This is a genomic window from Pseudomonas sp. Os17 (assembly GCF_001547895.1).
In the GTDB taxonomy this organism is placed as follows: Bacteria; Pseudomonadota; Gammaproteobacteria; order Pseudomonadales; family Pseudomonadaceae; genus Aquipseudomonas.
In genome coordinates this window covers 3,404,552-3,422,678 of sequence record NZ_AP014627.1, presented here as the reverse complement: position 1 = coordinate 3,422,678, position 18,127 = coordinate 3,404,552, and the positions used below count along the sequence as shown (strand labels likewise).

General features: G+C 57.8%; 12 protein-coding genes and 2 pseudogenes. 1 reads left to right on the top strand and 13 read right to left on the bottom strand.

Features of this window, described 5'->3' with window-relative positions; all coding sequences use genetic code 11:
- Positions 1–11 precede the first annotated feature (11 nt).
- From POS17_RS14935 to POS17_RS32720, 6 genes are all read right to left on the bottom strand, one after another.
- Positions 12–1,379: a hypothetical protein gene (locus tag POS17_RS14935; protein WP_060839283.1), complete on the bottom strand. Its 1,368-nt coding sequence runs from the start codon at positions 1,377–1,379 to the stop codon at positions 12–14.
- Positions 1,376–4,933 (bottom strand): hypothetical protein, encoded by a 3,558-nt coding sequence (locus POS17_RS14930; RefSeq protein WP_060839282.1) that lies wholly within the window; start codon positions 4,931–4,933, stop codon positions 1,376–1,378. Before POS17_RS14930 ends, POS17_RS14935 begins: the two co-directional genes overlap by 4 nt.
- Positions 4,934–4,935: 2 nt before the next feature.
- Positions 4,936–5,868 (bottom strand): hypothetical protein, encoded by a 933-nt coding sequence (locus POS17_RS14925; protein WP_148654964.1) that lies wholly within the window; start codon positions 5,866–5,868, stop codon positions 4,936–4,938.
- Between the two features lie 90 nt (positions 5,869–5,958).
- Positions 5,959–6,294 (bottom strand): hypothetical protein, encoded by a 336-nt coding sequence (locus POS17_RS14920; RefSeq protein WP_060839280.1) that lies wholly within the window; start codon positions 6,292–6,294, stop codon positions 5,959–5,961.
- A gap of 420 nt (positions 6,295–6,714) precedes the next feature.
- Positions 6,715–7,761, bottom strand: coding sequence for a hypothetical protein (locus tag POS17_RS32155; RefSeq protein WP_173655899.1), 1,047 nt, complete (start codon positions 7,759–7,761; stop codon positions 6,715–6,717).
- Between the two features lie 1,012 nt (positions 7,762–8,773).
- Positions 8,774–9,169, bottom strand: coding sequence for a hypothetical protein (locus POS17_RS32720; protein ID WP_173655876.1), 396 nt, complete (start codon positions 9,167–9,169; stop codon positions 8,774–8,776).
- Between POS17_RS32720 and POS17_RS30995 the strand changes: the two are divergent.
- Positions 9,104–9,238 (top strand): annotated as a pseudogene (locus POS17_RS30995) (IS3 family transposase); the annotation flags it as partial. The gene POS17_RS32720 and the pseudogene POS17_RS30995 sit on opposite strands and share 66 nt — an antisense overlap.
- A 546-nt stretch (positions 9,239–9,784) precedes the next feature.
- Here the strand turns inward: POS17_RS30995 and POS17_RS14910 are convergent.
- From POS17_RS14910 to POS17_RS32315, 7 genes and pseudogenes are all read right to left on the bottom strand, one after another.
- Entirely contained in the window at positions 9,785–10,885 is a 1,101-nt protein-coding gene (locus POS17_RS14910) for a caspase family protein (protein WP_060839279.1), read from the bottom strand.
- A 31-nt stretch (positions 10,886–10,916) separates the two neighbouring features.
- Positions 10,917–12,944 (bottom strand): effector-associated domain EAD1-containing protein, encoded by a 2,028-nt coding sequence (locus POS17_RS14905; protein WP_148654963.1) that lies wholly within the window; start codon positions 12,942–12,944, stop codon positions 10,917–10,919.
- Between the two features lie 144 nt (positions 12,945–13,088).
- A pseudogene (locus tag POS17_RS32715) lies at positions 13,089–13,376 on the bottom strand (GAP1-N1 domain-containing protein); the annotation flags it as partial.
- Positions 13,377–13,380: 4 nt separating this feature from the next.
- On the bottom strand, positions 13,381–14,238 hold the full coding sequence (locus POS17_RS14900; protein WP_060839277.1) for a hypothetical protein: 858 nt from the start codon (positions 14,236–14,238) through the stop codon (positions 13,381–13,383).
- A 2-nt stretch (positions 14,239–14,240) separates the two neighbouring features.
- A complete protein-coding gene (locus tag POS17_RS14895) occupies positions 14,241–14,984 on the bottom strand; it encodes a TRAFAC clade GTPase domain-containing protein (protein WP_231979041.1) in 744 nt (247 codons plus the stop codon).
- A 209-nt stretch (positions 14,985–15,193) separates the two neighbouring features.
- Complete coding sequence (locus POS17_RS14890) at positions 15,194–16,537, bottom strand: GTPase-associated system all-helical protein GASH (RefSeq protein ID WP_197662860.1); 1,344 nt, start codon at positions 16,535–16,537, stop codon at positions 15,194–15,196.
- 301 nt (positions 16,538–16,838) lie between these two features.
- On the bottom strand, positions 16,839–17,966 hold the full coding sequence (locus POS17_RS32315) for a DUF3800 domain-containing protein (protein WP_060839275.1): 1,128 nt from the start codon (positions 17,964–17,966) through the stop codon (positions 16,839–16,841).
- Between the last annotated feature and the right edge of the window lie 161 nt (positions 17,967–18,127).

The following is an 18,127-nucleotide window of genomic DNA, read 5'->3' as shown; positions in this document are numbered from 1 at the left end:
CTTCTCCTTGTTCAGACCGTCACAAACAGGGCCAGGTGATCGCTGGTGGAGCGGATGTGCCCCAGGTTGCGCCAGCCGCGGTAGCGTTGCCGGTCGCCCGGGGCGAATGCCGGGGCGGGGGCAGGGGGTGCGGGGATCCAGGCGGGCGGCGGTGCCTGAAAGTCGCTGGCCATGGCCACCAGGCCCATGGGCGCACCGCCGGGCGCGGGGTTGACCACGTTCAGCGGCACCCCGACCACGCTGTTGGCGATGGTGAAATTGCCCGCCGCGCCGCCGCGCACCAGGATGTTGTCGATGGAATACAGGCTGCTGCTGTTGGACGAGCCGATATAGCGGTACCCCGGATAGGGCACGGCCCCGGCGTTGGTCGACCAGAAGATGCTCGCGTTGCGACTGCGCAGGTGGGTGGCGAAGTAGCCGGTGTAGGCCTCCAGGGCCGGCGGCGGAGCCAGGGCCGGCGCTTGCAGTTGCAGGCCGTAGCCCAGGGCGGTGAGGGCGCCATAGCGCCCCGGATCGTTGCCGTTCTGGCTCAGCAGGTTGACGTTGAAATCGCCGGTGATGATCCGGGTTTCCAGCGCCCCCAGGGCGGCGCTGATGTCGCGCACATTGGCCAGGGCGTTGAGGTAGGCATTGGCCGCGACGTATTGCGGCGGCGAGTGGATGGCAAACAGCGTGAGGTTGCGCTGCACCACCACCGGCGGGCCGTCGACGGTTTCGCAGAAGGTCACCATGTAGGGTTCGCGCAAGCCGCCGTAGTTGATCGCCGCGCCTAAATTGTCGACGAACGCGACCCGCGCCGCGCAGCGGCTTTCGTTGAGGTTGCCCGGGTTCAGCGCCGTGGCCGGAATGGCCCGGTTGGGCACGCTGAAGCAGGTCTGGGTCTGCAGCAGCGGGTAGTTGCCAGCGGCCGGCGGGGCCGCCGCGTGGGGGTTGAAGCTGATGCCATTGCCCGCTGGCGACCAGGCGTTGGGGCCGGTGAACAGGCGCTTGCCCGCCGCCACGCCGCCGCCCGCCGGGATCACCGGTTTGTAGAACACCGCCACCCCCTCGGCGCGCCCGGCCTGGCCGACCACCAGTGGCGGCACCAGGTTCCAGGGCACCCCCGTGAGGTTGCGGATGCGCAGCAGCAGTTCGGCGCAGCCCTGCCAGCCGCCGGTGGGGGAGATCAGCGACCCGGGGCCGTGGCTCGGACCGCTGGCCGTCTCCACCACGACGAAGATGTCCGGATTGAACGCGGTGATATGGGCCAGGATCAGGGCCAGGCGGTCGGCGGCGTCGAGGTCGGGAATGAAGGCGCCGTTGCGATCGCGCTTGGTGCTCAGCGGGCGGATCTTGTTGTAGCCGAAGCTCTCGATGTTCCAGTACAGGACCCGAGTCATGGCGTCACCTCCGATGGCCCGGTCAATGCCGGGGGTGTGGACCTGTCGGGTTCCAGGGCCAGGAGGCTGGCGGCCTGGCTCTGCGGGTCTTTGACGTAGGCGGCGTACCAGCCCAGGCTGCCGGAGGACTGCGGGTCGCCGAACAGGAAGAACTGCAGGGTGGCGCCGGGCGGCAACTTGGCGATGCCGAGGATCTTGATGCCGATGTCGGTCAGTTGCAGGTTGAAGAACCTGGCCTGGGTGTCGGGCTGATCGGGGATGGTCTGGTACAGCAGTTTGATCGGCCCGGTGGAGACCTTGATGATGCCCTGCAGGGAAAACACGCTGGCCGACGGCGCGGCGCCGGGCAGGCTGAGGCCGACAAACAGCATCGGGCTGGCGTCGCCGCTCTTGCTGCCGGGCGACCAGGCGATCAGCAGGTCGGACTCGAAACCGGTGCCCGACACCAGGGCCCCGGGGGAGCCCATGGTGACCTTGTAGACGATGCCCGACCAGGCACCCGACAGCGCCTTGAGCGCCAGGTTCTCCGGCAGCACCGGGAGAAAGCCGTAGTCCGCGGGCTTCTTCTGCGCCGGTGCCTGGATGAACTGCTTGAGCTGCAGGGTCAGGCCCTTGTACAGACTCTGTCCACGCACCTGGCTGGTGGCCGGGTCGAACCCGAGGTTGTCGGGGTTGAAGGCAAAGCCCACGGCATTGGGCGTGGCGCTGGGGAAGGCCATGGCGATTTCCAGGTTGGTGTAGGCCAGGCCCTGGTTGCTCGGGCTGCCGTCGGCGCTGCCGAAGGACAGCAGATCGAATAGCCCGTCCGCGGTCTTGAGCAGGGTGAAATCCAGCTTGCCCCACAGCAGGAAGCGACTGGCGGTGGTGACACCGCCGTCCGGGCTGCCCAGGGTGTTGAACTGAATGCGGTTGACCGAGGCGGCCGGTAGCACGTTGCTGTCGAGGTTGAACAGGTAGCTCTGGCTCTGCTCGAACACGTAGGTGGTGGTGTCGTTCTGTTGCAGGGCGCTGCCGTCCAGGACCATGGCATTCACCGCGCTGGGCTGGCCGGCGCGCAGGGTGGCGCGGATCGGCGAGCCGAACAGCAGGTCCAGGCTCAGCTGGATGCGACTGTTGAAGGTCACCAGCCGGGATTGGCGGAACAGCGCCTGCAGCTGCAGGACACTGAAGGCATAACCGTTGCTGGTGCTCAGGGCCACCGGCATGTCCGGGGCCGCGCCATTGGCCTGGGCCTGTTCGTAGGAGGGGTTCTGGTAGTCGATCAGGCCGAACAGGGTGGAGATGCCCTGGATATCCAGGGTGTCGCCCTGTTGGCTGATGCGGCTGACACTGGCGCCAAAGTGGTGGGCCAGGAAGCGGCTGTAGTCGATGCCGGCGGCGATGCCCGCCAGTTGCTCGGGCAGGCTGTCCAGGGGCAGGTCGGCGTTGAGCACCATGAAGCCGTTCCAGGCCGGGTCGCTGACCTGGGCCACGAAGTCGGCGTAGAGGCTGTCGGGGCTGGCCGCGGCCTTGGCCTCGGCGACAGCGATGAAGTCCTGCAGCCACTGGGACAGACCGGTGTAGGCCAGGGTTTCCAGGCCCGGCGCCAGGTCCGCGGTCTTCGAAAACGTCTCGGGCATGGTCCAGCGATTGGGGTTGTCGATGCGCTCCTTCAGGCTGCCGGCGCAGTACTTCATGATCAGCACATTGCGGTAGCTGGTGGTTTGCACGCCGACGCCGATGTTGGCGATAAAGCGCCAGTCGGCGATGTCCATGCGGTTGCTGAAGCTGGCGCCCTGGGTGAAGAACGGCTGCGGATTGACCCCCACCAGAAACAGCTGGTTGGTCTGCAAGGCCTCGTGCAGGGCGTCGCTGGGCTGTACGAAGGCAAAGTCCAGCGGCCCCTGGGTGGATGGCGAGCGGGCCAGCAGCACCTTGGCGTAGCCGATGCCGTCGGCGTCCAGGTCCACCAGCAGGCCTTGCGGGGTGGTCGCCCGATTGGGTGGTGCCGCGTCGGTGGTCAGCAGCCGTTGCAGGCGCCGGGCCCGCGCGGCTTGTTTGCCCGGCAGGGTCGCGGCGCTGATCAGGCTTTTGCGCGAGGCGGCGAGGATCTCGCTTTCGAACTGGGTCAGGTTGAGGCTGGCATTGCTGCTCACCCCCGCATACGGCACCAGCGGGAAGGCAAACCCGGCGTCCTGGGGCAGCGGGGTGCTCGGCGCGGCCGGGGCCAGCAGCGCCGTGGCGCCGTTGCCGCGGCCCTGGCCATAGAGCGGGCTGCCGTCGGGCTGGGCGCTGTAGGCCGGGGTGGAGGCGCCGGCCACCAGGCTGCACCAGGAGGTACGGTGCTCACCGTTGAGCAGAGCGCTGACCGCGCCACTGGTGGGCGTGACCAGGCTGCTGGCCTGGAACGGAAACACCGGTGCATAGGCCGGTTGCGCGGCGAGCAGGCGCAAGCGGTCGTTGTCCTGCGGGCCCAAGGAGCTGTTGTAGGGGCTGAAGCTCAGCCATTCGGTGCCAAAGATCCCGCACAGCAGGGTCTGCCCGGCACTGGCGGCCGGCAGGCTCAAGCCAAAGTCGCCGGCCAGGGTCAGGCTGTAACTGCCGCCTTGGGCACAGAACACCAGGCTGGCGGCGTAGGGCCGGGGCCAACCGTTGGCGTCCAGGCCATTGAGCGGGATCAGGCTGATCGGGTTGCCGGCGGTGCTGCGCCACTGGCTGGGCAACGCCGTGGTGCCGGGGTTGGCGAAGCTGATGGCGGTGCGGATCAGCCCGGCGGCCAGTTGCGCCGCGGCGATGTTCTGATTGAGCGGGTCCAGCGGGTCGAGCACGCCGCCCATGGTCAGTCTGGCGGGCATGCCGTTGGGGTTGAACACCGGGTAATTGAGCACGCTCTGGCCGCCTGTCGTGTTGGCCACATAGGTAAAGCCGGTCTGGAAATACTTGAGGGCGGGCTGGCTGCTGTAAGTCAAGGCGTAGGTCAGGCTGCCGGCCTGATTGCCGTCCAGGGGCACGTAGGCCAGGGGCTGTTGCGGCGGTGTCAGCTGCAGGCCGCTGTCGGCCGCCAGCTTGTCGATCAAGCCTATGGTGATGCCGGCATTGGATTTCAGGCGCAGGGCGTTGAAGTCCGGGTCGTATTTGACGTAGGTGCCAAAGCTGATGAAGAACGTCAGGCGATCGCCAAGCTGCAGGTTGAGGTTGTTTTGCACCTGGCTGGGGGCCGCCACGCTGATGCGCAGGCCGTAGCTGTTGAAGGCCTGGGGCGCCGGCAGGCTGGAGCCGGGCAGCCACAGCAGCGCGCGGCCGACGAAGTTGCGCTGGTCGACGGCGAACAGAAAGTCGTACAGGGCGTTGATGAAGGCCGTGGGGTCGCTGCGCAGGGCCGCCGGTTCGCTGGGGGCGAACAGGTAATGGCCGGCATTCTTGTCGAAGGCGTCGGCCGGGCTCAGGCTGGCCGGCAGGCTGCCGGGCGCGGTGCCTTTGGGCATGACATAACCGCGCCAGCCATAGCCGCTGGCATCCGGCAGGGCGTAGGCGGCGCTGTGGGCGATCTGCTGATAGTCGGACGTGCTGGTCATGTCTATCCCCTGCAATTGTCGGCGCGGCCACGGATCCACGACCAGTCGGCGACGCTGCCGACGTAGTGGTTCGGTGGGTTGTGACCGGACTGGAAGGTGCCATCCAGGCTGAGCTGCCCTTGCTGCTCCTGGGTGGCGGGACGAAAGTCCAGGAGTCCGCCCTCGATGCGCACCGGTCCGACGCTGGACTGACGCAGGCTCACCGGGGTGGCGGTGGCCATGAGGGTGTAGCGGTCGATCAGATCGCTGGCGTAATAGAAGCTCACCTGGGCGGTCAGCGCGTTGCTGCTGTCGGCCTTGTAGGGATCCAGCAGTTCCACGGTCACCTGCAGGTCCGGCAGCAAGGGCTGGCGGTAGCGGGCCAGGACACTGGTGGTCGGGCTCTGCCAGCGGATCAGGTCGCCACGATAGGCCCGGGTCACGGGCTTGCTGCTGTCGCGCTGATTTTCAATGGTGAAGTCGGCCAGCAGGTGCGACGTGTTGGGCGGGGCGCAGAAAAAGGCGCCGAGGCTGCCCCAGACCCGCTGGCCATCCGCGTTGGCCAGATCGAAGTCGGCGGTGGGCGCGGCGGCGGTCATGTTCAAGCCGGTCATGCCGGCGTTGCCCAGGGAAACCTGGGCATTGACCCGGGCTTCGTGGCTGTCCACCACCAGCACGAACATCACCGGACCGACTTGGCGATTGACCTGCATTCCGGGCAGCAGCACCGGTCCCGGTACGCAAGGTTCGCCGGGGGCGGCAGAGGAGGAGGGCGAGAGGTCGACGCAATCCACGGCGGGCGAGCTGGCATCGGTGCTGGAAAGGACTTGCTCGTGGCCGTTGCTGGACACCACTGGCGCAAGGCTGCCTGTGGTCATCAACCACGCTGCAGTCGCCAGGATCGCGCCGAGGGTTGCCCAGAGAATCCGGGTGTAGAGCATCCGTTGCCTGGTCACGCGAGGGTACCGTCCATGTCCCGTATTGCATGAAGCGAAGCCGGCGTTGCCGGCCTCGCAAATGGGCTCCGGCCTAGGAGCCCGATTCGATCACGACAGGGTGAAGGTCCCGATGTTGGTGTTGTTGAACGGTGTTTGCGAGCCGCTGTCGACGATCTCCCCGGTGAACAGGATGCTGAACGCCGAGCCCACGTTCTGCAGCTTGACCTGGGCACCCTTGCGCAGGATGACCGGACCGGCGGAGGAGTCGGCGCTGAGCGTCTGGACAGTTGCGGTGTTGTTGACCTGGGTGGCCCACAGCAGGTTGTTCTGATAGCTGAAGGTCACTTTGGTGGTCTGGTTGGGGTCGCCGTTGTAGGTCGCGGTGGACTGGCTGTTGATGGTCAGGGGGGTGGTGACGGTGTTTACCGAGGTGAAGGCGGTCATGTTGAATATCCTTTTCGTGTGTTGGGCATGATTCAGCGGGCTGAACCGGGTGAGAGTCTAGGTGTGCTTCCTGGTCTGTCGAGGTCGCTGACCCAGCGCTCGAAAGGCGTTTTTGACCCTCGTGGGATGCTCAAGACACACCTCGTTTAACGCTGCAGGCCGCGTAACTTAAAGGCTCTTGGACTGGGCAGGAGTTCGAGGCACGAGGCCTCTAATAGCGTTTTGTTATCACTGTTAAGACAAAATAGTTGGATACTCCCGGGTTCTGCGTTGGCGTCCCGCACGGGCAGGGTGAAACATCAACTAAGCAGAGAGTTTCGGGATGAGGGGACATGTAGGGAACAGGAGATATTGTTAACTCAACTAAACAACCATTTAGTTGAGTTAACCCATAACCGTGTTCAGAGTAGGAGGGCAGTATTAGCCAAATGCCAAAGTGGCCGCATTTAACGCGCTATCGACAGTATTGAGTAGTTGCCGGTGATCGAATTCACGTTTGTCATGGTGATGACTACGTTGCATTACGCGTTCAATCGCATAACGATCGACATCCAACCAGTAATGGTCATCAACATGCTCGGCATGTACCATCTTTGCGGCATATTTGCCGGCTTCACCATCAGCTTTCAAATGATGGAAAACACTGCAGAAATCTACCAGTTTTTTGTCTTTGGTGGCTATCCAACAGTCTTGTTGAACTCCATCAAGTCCGTTCTGATCCGTTATATTGGCGGCATGCAGGAGGCGTATATCAGAGGCTCCGTTGAAGGCAATCGCCTTTACATCCGCCACGGTTGTAGGCAGTTTCTCTTCACTAGTTTTGAGGAAGTTATTTCTGACCTTGCGCCGTAACTCAATGGTTTCCCGGGAATGTGCGTCGGGCTCTGCGAAGCAGTATTTGGCGATTTCTATTTCAGTGGCGCTCAGAATACCGACATGCGCCTCAAGGTTGTCGATGAACCATTTGAACTTGTCGAAGGGCTTCAACTTCATTCGATCGGCAACGTTCAGATAAATCAGACTGGCATACGGTACTGCAAGCGTAACCTTGGCGTCAGACGACAAGTCGTCATAACCGTAATCTTTTTTTTTGCCTTGGAACAAGGTGTGAACTGCATTCGGCGTATCAATGAACTGAGGCAGGTGTTGGGCGCAGAAAAGCTCATAGGCGTCACTTGCTTGACGTGCCAGCTCTGGGGGCATTTCGCTAAGGGCCAGTCCAGGTGACAAGCAAACACTTTGAGGCGGGCAACGATGCAATAGCTTCACTAGATTCTGCAGGCCTTGTTTTTTGACAGACGCCCATTTGTTGCCATGCTTGACGACTTTTTCCATGCTGATGAGCATGTTGGTGTCCAGCGAGATAGTCGTCTCGACATTCGCCGACTTGTTACGGGCAATGTGAACGGGATCGAGCGTCGACTCAGTGATGCGGCTGGCTTTGATGAACAGGGTTCTGGCTTCCATGATCAATCCTTGGTTGGGTCCTGTATTCCTGGTTTCTACCAGAGCAACGTAGGTCAGTCGATTTAATACTATGATGCGCATAATGTATATTATGTTAAATTACATACCACTGAATCACCCCGGATTCTCTAGACACTGTGACAGCTGCACCAATCGCGTTTTGAGTGGAATGTCCCCCTCCAGCCCCCTCAAGCTCTTGTATTCCGGAGGCTTCAGCCCACCATACGCCCTGGTTCGGCATGATCTCAAGTCATTGATTTTTATTGATTTTCAAGAAATCGCTCCAAATGGAATAGCTCTCTCGGCCAAGGAGAAATTAGTGGAATGAATTCTGACGTTGCGAAACCCTGCCAACCCTGGAGCCCGCACTGGACAAGGGCTCCAGCGCCATTTGAAGATTTAAGTGGACATTCCGAGCTACCAACTCCTGAGACGTAATTAGTGGACATTCCATGCAACACCAGCCCTCTCATTATTTTCCATACAGCTCCCGATGGCCCTGTGCCGATGGAAAAAAACGCCCTGAGCCCAAGTCATCTGTTGCTGCTGAATCCCCTCAAAGCCCCATAGTTCCTAGCCAGCAGTCTATCCAGCCGATCGCACACACGGATGCCCGCCGGCGTTCCTGGTCAACGACAATACGTTCAACGGCACGCAAATCGACACAATGACGCCGTACAGCCCGATCTCCGTTTCCTGAAATTTTGCGGCCATCCTTTAAAACAATGAGTGGAAAATCCGTTTGCCCATTTCGCCCAAAATCCCCTGAACCCCCCGAAAATCGGGCACTTTCCAAAATTCAAAGAAATTAGTGGACATTCAAAATGGCTTTTCCGTTTAAATCTTTAAATGGAAAAACCGTTCGTGATTTTCCACTTATTGTTTGGCCCGGCGTTCTCAATTCAGGCCTTCGGCCACTGGTGGGTTACTCAACAATTGGCACCGAGCGGCGGCCCCGAAAGCGGCGCTAACTAGCGACCTCAACGCATACCAAAAATCATCCAATATTTATTTAAATGCTTATATAGGCCAAAACTCCACAGCACAGTGGGCCAGTGATCGAAGCCTGACAATTAACAGCTAAACTAACTAGAAAACGAAAACCCCAAACCACGCCCATAGAATAATGAGTGGAAAATCCATCTGGCCAGATAACCATGCTCAAATCATTTATCAAGCAATAATCGTAGCTTTCACCGCCGAGCAGGGGAAGTTGCAACAGACACCACCAAGGGCTAACATCGATATCACTGGTCATCTGCGACTTCATTGACCAGCCAACGACCTGACGAGAAAACAGATCCAGCACCACCGCCAAATACAACCAGCCTTCATAACCTCGCGGCAAGATGCTCGTAGTGATGTGTTTGATTACATCGAGATGTTCTACAACGCAAAACGCCGCCATGGTTTCAACAATCAGCTGTCACCGGTAGAGTTTGAAAAGCGTTACGCAATAAGCTTGCAAGGTGTCTAGAGAATCCGGGGCGGCAGCTATCGACCTGTAAACGGCGGACGCCGAGGAGGTCCTGGGCGCCCTACCCCTTGACCAAACGCAACTGCGCCGCCGAAGTAACTCGGGCTGTATCGACCTCTCCGCCCTGCCCCTTCAGGACGTCGAGCATCAAGCCAAGCGTCAACTGGTTGATCTCTTCAGGCGGAATGGCCAAGGGACTGAAAAGGGACAAATTTATTTGTCATCGCCCGTTTCCGACTGAAGGCGGTCTCCTGCGGTAGCTATTCCTGGCCGAAAACAGTCCTTGGTGGTTCGAGGGAGCGCGTAAACGTTGAAAGTGAATTAAGGCATATTCAGGGCAAATCAGAGGCGGCCATAGACCGCAGAGAACCAAAATGCCGGGTGTAAATGCCCGTATTCTAAGGCCTGAAGCGGTCTGAAACGATCTTAGAAAGGGTTCGAATTCCTATCCAGTACGATTGATCGCTGCAATGAACCTATTGCTGTCGTTTGCGAAAGGGAGCGACCGGCCAGAAGCGACGATGCGCGGTCGGCAGTAATCGGCCATTAGCTGCCGATGGCAAAATTCTTTAGCTCTTGGTGATGTGGAAAATCCTGCAAAGCCGAGTCGATTAAGGAGCTTTGATTTATTTCAGCCCCACCGCCGCCTTGTCTAAGCGTACGCAGCGCAGCGAACCAGCTAGCGCGGCCTGTCCCCCCCAAGCGTAAGCGGGAAATATCGCCACCGGCACGCAGCCAAATGTCTTGATCCTGAGGTCCTGCCGGATAAAGGTCCGATAAAATTTCTTCGAGTTGGCGCCACACCTTGCCACTCTCTGCTGCCGCAGACGTAGCATCGAGGCGTTTCACTCCACCAAGCTCAAGCGCAATCGGAAAATTATCTTCCAAATCACTAGCTTTGAAAATGGGATGCTGCTGGCCTGGCATGGCATGACGCACTCTTTCGCTGACGTAATTAAACACCTCAAAAACACGTATCAGCCCATCGCCTTGAGTACGTGCGCCCCCCCTTAAAGCTCCTAACAAATGTTCCGTAAAGAGACTGTTTCGCGCTCCCCCCAAAGCATACGAGTACTCAGTCGCCCTAGACGACGCGATCATTACGCGCCCGGTGCCTTGAGCCAGTTGGTTAAGCGATTTCTCATTGAAGCCAAGATCCAGCGTAGCGCTGATGCTCTTAAAGCTCGCGGCGGCGCCTGCATGGCACGCATCAATCAGGACAACCAAACGCTCAGCCTTAATACGGGCAAGCGCAGCGGAGAACTCTTGCTCAGCCAATGTGGTTTGAGCGACACGGTGCGAGTCGCAATCAACGGGCACTAAGGCGCTTTCATCGCCCAGACGGGCACCATGGCCTGAGAAGAAAATCAGAACGGTATCGCTCGGTTGAGCGCGCGCCGCCAGCGCGTCGAGTTCCTGACGGATCGCATCCAGTGTCGCCTGTGTGTCCAGTAGCAGCTTGACGTTCTGCGGCGCGTAACCGCAGTGAGCAGCAGAAGTGAGCGTGGCAACAACATCTTGGGCGTCGTTGAGAACAGAACACGGTAGCACAGGGGCCTGCGCATAATTTGCTACAGCAACGACTAACGCATGCCGATCCGCAGAAGGTGTCTTCTCATCCACCTCGATTACCTCTCGCGTATTCATCCTTACTCCAGTGCTCCGTTAGTTGGCACCATTAAAAATGGGCGTCATTATCTAACTCTCTGAGAAGCTCATTCGACGAATACTCGCGCCGCATCTCTCTCAGCAGGTTTCTGACGTGCGGTCCCTTTCCGTTCTTAATTTGGACAAGTGCGTGGTGCCAACGAATTCGCCCGCTTCCGCCGTGCTGTAGGTCAGCATTGCGACCGCCCGCACGACTCCAAAGCTCTTCGTGATCTGGCCCTTCTGGATACAGTTCTACGGCCACCGCCTCCAGGCAGTCCCAATCATCCTGCGCCGAGCGCGACAATAACCGAATTCGCCAACGATTGATCGTTCCCAGTAGGTCGGCACAAAGTCTCAGCGCGGGCCAGATATCGCTGCGGCTTGAGCGAAACTTAAACAGCGTATCTGCGGCCCTGGTCCAGTTTCTCTTCAAGATCAAGTGACCAAGCGCTTCAGCCTCTGATGCTGACAATACATTTGGCGACTTGGACCAGACATCGAGCCACCGAATCAATCGCGACTCGTTGAACTGATGCAAGATCGCCATGATCTGAATACAGTATCCAGGAGGCGTCTGCCCTTCAAGCGCGAGGTATAGCTCAGAGCCAGCAAGCATGAAGGCTTGAAGTCGGGCATCGGGGGGCGAAAATCGACCCTCCGAAGCGTGCTTGAGCCAACCCAAACTAGTCGCACGCAGTAAATTTTCAAGAGCGGGCTCATGCACTCGTCCCCACACCTCCGTCAGCCTCGGATACTCGCTAAGATCGGCCAGAGGTGTGGTGGAAAGCGTGGTAATCAACTGACGGTTAGCTGCCCGACCGTCCAATAGATTCTCCAGGACGCAGAAGAATGCCTCGCATGGCTCTCGCGGCCCGTCCCATGCGGCCGCATTGAACTCTAACGTTCTGAGCCAAAGCTCTTGTACTCGAGCTTCAGCAATGTTGAAGTCGCTCAGAAGCTTGGGGTTCTTAGCGACCCGCTCAGCAGCAATGAGCAGTAGCCGCGGTTCCTCTATATTCAGAGCCACCTCAAGCAACTGCGCGGAGACCACGGGATGTAAAACCGCCCGAAGCCCGTCGAGATACTCCACAGCCACATCGACCGAAAGCTGGCGTTCGACTGCATCCCTCACGTCAAGACACGCCCCTGCCGCTGCGCCGTGAAGCGCATACCACTGCTTTTGTTTGGCGATTCGCATTACTACATCGCCAACACTTTCAGTCATCTTCCTCGGCGCGGCATTGACGAGCCGGTCCTCCAACGCAACGTCTACAGGTAAATGCTTGGAAAGAACCTGTAGGATGTCACCACCCTCCACTACCCAGCGCCAGAATGCAGCGGGGAATTCACTAGCAATCATACGTGAAGCCGCGTAGATACCGGCGATAATCGCTTCACGCCAGGGTTCAACCGCATCCGGCGCGGACAGCGCATCCTTGATAGCGGATAGCATCTGCGCATCTTCGTGAGGCTCGAACTTCTTCTTTGCGGCCCAAGACTCCAGAGCAACCCAGATCCTGCTCGATGAAGCAAAGCCGTCTGCATTTAAATTTCGCAGCTGTAAGACCTGCGCTACGGTCGCGCTGCCTAGCTGCAGCAAAAATTTCTCGATCACTATTTCTTTCGCCGCTGTCCCAATCGAGCACTCTGGGGACAGCCGTTCTACCAATCGAATAGTTGCTAAGCACTGCTCAAAAGTCGAGCTCATCGAAGTGCTAGCATCGAAGACACGCTCTAGCATTGGCAAATCCGAGAATTGTGTAACCTGAGCGCCAATTTCCTGCGCATAACGCAGGATGGGTGCGGCTTCGGTATTGTCACTGAGCATGGCTGCAGCACGCGTCAATGCGCCCGAGCTATTGCCCCCCACGATGCGATGCCCGCCCCACCGCGCAGCTAGCACTGAAGGCGAACACACAATAGTAGGCTCTGGTAGCTCCACAACATCATGCGGACCAAAGCTGAGCCGAAAAGCAAAGCGTGTGCGGATGGCTGGCCAGCAGTTAGCCCAAAGAGCCGTTATCAATTCCTCGTAACCGTTAAGACCAATTTTCACAACGGGTCCTTTGCCACGAGTAACCAGCGCTTGCGCCGTAGCAATCAAGTCCGACGTAGTTCTCTGCACTGCCTTTGAGGGCGACAACTCTAACGAGGTGAGCACATCCGGAGGCTTGGGTGAGTTAATAAGAAGCCCAAACAGAGGTCTCAGATCACTCCAGCAGAGCATTTCCTGAAGTGGAGCTAGGACGGCATGCGAGATGACCATTCCAGGCCTGCTTGAAAAAGGGTCTGCAAAGGTGCGTGCCAAAACATACCACTCACCGAGGGCAAAGCCGCTTACATAAGGAGACCATACGACTCCCGGCGGTGCTGTATCAGGCAAGTCTAGACGGGCCGCTAGCTCCGGAGGAATGCACGAGGCATCACTGGCCATACGAAGAGCATGCCCGCCAAGAGCTTCACCAAATACGGCCTGTTCAACTATCACAGCATTACCCTGCCACTTTTAGAGCGCTAGCTGCTAAGAGGGATTGGATCGGTTGAGTGAGATCTGGAGTGTGCTGCCCATTTGGCAACACCACGTAGCCAAAGTGCTCAGGGCCTTGAACAACGTAATCCATGTCACTGCAATTGGGCGCGAGCGCTCGCCCCAACGCGGAAAGGCCTAGCACCAAAGGCTCAGCCCAAAGACCGTGAATGAAGCTGGAGAACATAGGAAGCCTGTGCTCCAAGACTTGTGCAGGTGGTTGATTGAGCTCATCAGCGCCTAGCTCATCCCAGCAGCTCAAAAGTACTCCTAGGCGAGGGCTTGCAAGCGGCTTCGAGGTGCTTTCATTTCGGATATAAATCAGCATCTGCAGCAACTCGATGAGGCGCGCCTGATCGGAGACCTGCACCTCTCGATTATCAACGCTCGCACCGGTGATATCGTTCAGCGGGCGGGAGAAGATGTCTTCACTCACCCGAGTTTGCTGGAGGCGAACCAGTAGTAGCCAGGCCGGCGAGACCACGACACGATCGCGCCAGGCAGCAGGAATTTGCCTGGTTGAGGACATGGTCTTAATCTGCTCACCGCCATAATCCGGCCATATCAGCTCGGCCTTCAGTCCGTTTTCGTCAGTGATTGGCCAAAGGCTATCAACGTAGGTGGTAGTGGGCGTGTGATCCGCAGTAAGCCCCTCGTTCAGGCGCCCCATAGCGGACTCGAAAGGCTGAAGGTTCGTCGCTGCCCCATCCATCCGTAACTTGCCAGCACCATTCATTAAACGGTTAAGAAGCTGCGCACCATAGTGGGTTTTGCCGACACCTGACTCACCGAGGAGCAGGATCGAGTTATCACTAACGCTCATGGCTACTTCACCCCAAACATGAACAGAAGATCCGAGCTAGTCGCTTGGGGCGGTGGTAAGAAAAGGCGAGCTCTCCGGATATCAAGGGTCCAATCGAGCAATTCGAGAAGCCCCTGCCCCTTATTCTCGTCATCACCCGAGCTAGAGATGCTGACCAGAAACTCACGTGCATCAGGCATTAACTTCAACACTGCATCGCGGACAGCCGTTTCAATTTCTGGTGCGATGGTCACATCAGCTTTGGTCCAAACGAGCGCAACTGGACGGTCAGAACGCTCTGCTGCAAGTCTGCGAGCCAATACCTGAAGGGCACTACGTGCTGATCCTTTATTCTCTCCAGCAAGTGCTTGGCGATCTGCAATCAGCAAGAACATATCCGCATGCTCTGCCACCCAGCGTGCACCCTGTGCATCAGGCGCATCACGGTTCATGGACCATTGTTGGAACCATTCGCCCGGGGCATCGGTAAATAGGTAGCTGCGAACATCACCTGAGCCACCTCTAAATGAAGTATGTAAAAGCCCCGGAGCTCTCCCGCCCCGGCTGGAGGTGTGCGGTGGAAAATTGGGGGGATTACCTGGAGTCCATCGCAACGAACCTGCCAGCGCTTCCCAACCTGCTAATGAATAGGAACCGACAAAGCGGCGTTTTTCAGAGCAAGCCAGACCGCGCCCGATAAACAGGTACCAAGCCGCGAGCAGCGTAGTCTTTCCAGCGTTCTGTGGCCCTACCACCCCGACGACCATTGGCTTTCCTGGGCCTGCGACAAAGCTCAAATCAGAGAGCCCCAGCGCACTTCCCGACCAAGGAAGCAGCAAGCTGTTAGCGTCCCCCACCGCGGATGCTGATACCTCCTCGTCCCCAGCCCCCCAACTTGGACATTTAGTGTGGTTCACAAAGCCCAAGTCGCAACTGCAATCAGGGGCAAAACATGAAGGGCGCGAGCAAGCACTCATTAGGCTTTACTTCCAGGCTTCTTAGCCTTCACAACCTCTTGCGTAGCCCGAGCGGCCTGCAACTCCCTGAAAATCCAAGCGGCCCACTCAGGGATGGTCAGGACCGCATCAGCAGGTACGCCGACCCTCGCGCGGAACTGGGCGTCGTCTATCGCAAACTTACCCTGTTGTTCTGCAAGCAAACCCAAAATAGGACCTCGCCCACTAAGCTGCGGAACGAGCTGACGCGCAACCGCCCGCAATGGGCTCAGCTCTGCTGATTCGACAGCCTCACAAACGAGCTCACGTATAGACTGTTTTTTCGCGGGATCCACGGAGGCCAGGCTCAATACGGTCTCACTGAGAAACTCGGCAACACTTACGGGCGAGAAGGTGGGCACCTGTTGGTGCAGGTCCAAGGCCATCAGCGCCCCCACAGTCGATACTGGAAGCGCACGATAGCTGACGCGAGCGCTGGGGGAGTATAGGGTCTCTTTCCACCAAATCAGATTTGTTCTTCGCTGCAGGCCCGCAGTTGCCGCACTTACAAGCCTCAGCGTATCCCCAACATGTGTTGCCACTGCTACTGACAGTGCTCTCAGCGGCCCAGAAATATCTACCGGGGCGCTCTGAACATCTTCGCTGGCGGCATCAATCGCTCCGGCTATCGCATTAGCAGCCAAACGTCCAAAATCAGTTGCCCAATTCTGAGGGTCTCCGTGTGGCCAAAAGCGGTTTTTGTTCGGGCCAGCTCCGTTAGGTCCCGCCGCAGCCTGTAAAGTGGCAGTCAGGCTTTCAGTATCGATGGTCAGAGCCTGCGAGGAAATTTTAACTGCAGGCGGAGCCGAGTACTTTAACTCAGGGGCGTCGATAGAGTCTGGGGTCGCCCACTCTGTCTCGGCGCGAGCGTCAACTCGACTCTCAATCTCCAACACTGCCTCTACCCAGATCTTTTGCTCGTTACCAGCCTCGATAAAGGGCAGTGCATTGCGAGCTGAAGTGACAAACGCAACACCCACCTTTTCGTCGCTGGCAGCCTGGACGAGCGCATCGAGCAGCAGAGCCCGCAGCACCATCATGGGTGTACCAGAGAAAGTATTGATGTAGGTCGGCCACCGCTTCTGAAGCGCATCACACACCTCTGTGATGACTGGATCCTCCTCGGGTGACGCAGGATCAAAGGCAATGAGGGCAAACGAGGAGGTCTTGGATGGCGCCTTTTTTAAAGCAGCAGCTAGATCGGAGGCAGTCTCTCTGAGCTTCGCGAGCTTGGCATCATCGCCGCCCACGTCAATCAGCCCTGCACCCAGAAAACGAAGTAGGATTTGGTCGCTCATAACAGGCTGAATCTCTTCCTTGATCATGGCCTCAGCCACCACTGGGCGGAGGACTAAACCTATACTAAATCCCCAGCGGAGGTGAGAGCAATTGGACATCATCATGACCTCGACGCCTCTAGCAAAAATGCATAGCTGTCTTAGCGCCTAGCTTATCCGTGTCTCCAGCTATTTCTTTGGCTCAAGAGCGGGAGTTTTACGCTTGGACCCGATAACAAAAGTCAGAGCGATACAAATATGACGGACCGCTTCTTGCCGATCGCTGCCCTTGGCGAGAGGCAGAAAACGGCCAACAGCCGTCTCGAGTGCCTGCAAACTCAGAGCCGATTTACCCCATCTGAAAAGGTGAAACTCTCAACCTGCGCGTTATATCTGCAATCACCTGTGGCAAGCCCTCTGTGAGACTCACTTCCTCCATCGCCCTGCGATGCAAGTGCTGCAATAGAAGAGTATTGCGTTGGGCTCGCTGAAGTTCGAGTCTCACTTCATCCATGTCGGGCACTACGCTGCCATAACGAGCCTGTCGTGCAATGATGTGCCGCCAATGGTCAGCCGATTCATCTTTGACCCCTGAAAAAACGTACACGGCCGCAGCAGCGACGGCGTCCGCAATCTGAATGCCGTGTGCTTCATGGGATGCAGCAAATTCTATTGGGCCAGACAGGTTGAACGTGATCGGATGTTGCTCTCCCCCCATTTCAGAGAAACTCTTTGTCGTATTGCCCACCATTGAGGTGAACATCTCCTGGTTGTGTTGGAGGGGTTTAGAGTGATCGCAGACTGCTGTGATTATCTCATGCTCGACTCCCCAATTAGCCAAGAGGGTATATAAAGCGGAGTTGGTCAGATCAAGCACCCATTTGCCCGTCTCACCGTTCGCTAATGATGCCAATTCACTTCGAATATCTTGGTGACGCTTTTGGGCAAACTCACGGATCAACCTGATAGTCTCGGAGTGCTCCGCAACCGCTGACGACGAGAAAATAGTTTCGAGATTTTGCCCGCTGCCATCCCTCATCAGTGCTTCAAACTCAGCAAATAGTTCATCCGCACCCGCACCGCGGGTGATGAACTCCATATACAGCACGTTCGCTATGAAACGGTGGAAACCAATCCCATAGAAAAGAGAGTTGATATCGGAATAACAAGGCTCAAAAATGTACTCGTGAAACTTTGCCGCCAAGGCAAACTTTTTGTCAGAAACTGAGACTTTAATTCGACCATCGAAAGCATCAAGCACCTCCGTGATTGCTTTCCTGCCTTTCGCAAACTTCACAAGATTGGCGCCTTTTAGCTCGCCCCCTTGGATATTGTATTTCTTAATAATCCTCTCTACAGTGGTTTTCGCCTCATCATCATCTGTAGCAACCGAGGCGTAGGCGAAGTAATTCTGTCTTGGGTGCAGCAGATTGTTCCCTGTAAATCCGGACTCATCGAAATATATTTTTTGTGACATTCCACATTCCTTGTAGTGATATAAATTGGTGTTCGGCACATTAGTGCCCCTATTGGTCTAAGAGGACGCTGGTGGGGGGGGCCTAATTCTGATCTGAATATCGCAACAAAGGCGGAGAAAAGCCACCAATTTGCCATCGCATAGTCCACCGACTGCTTCTG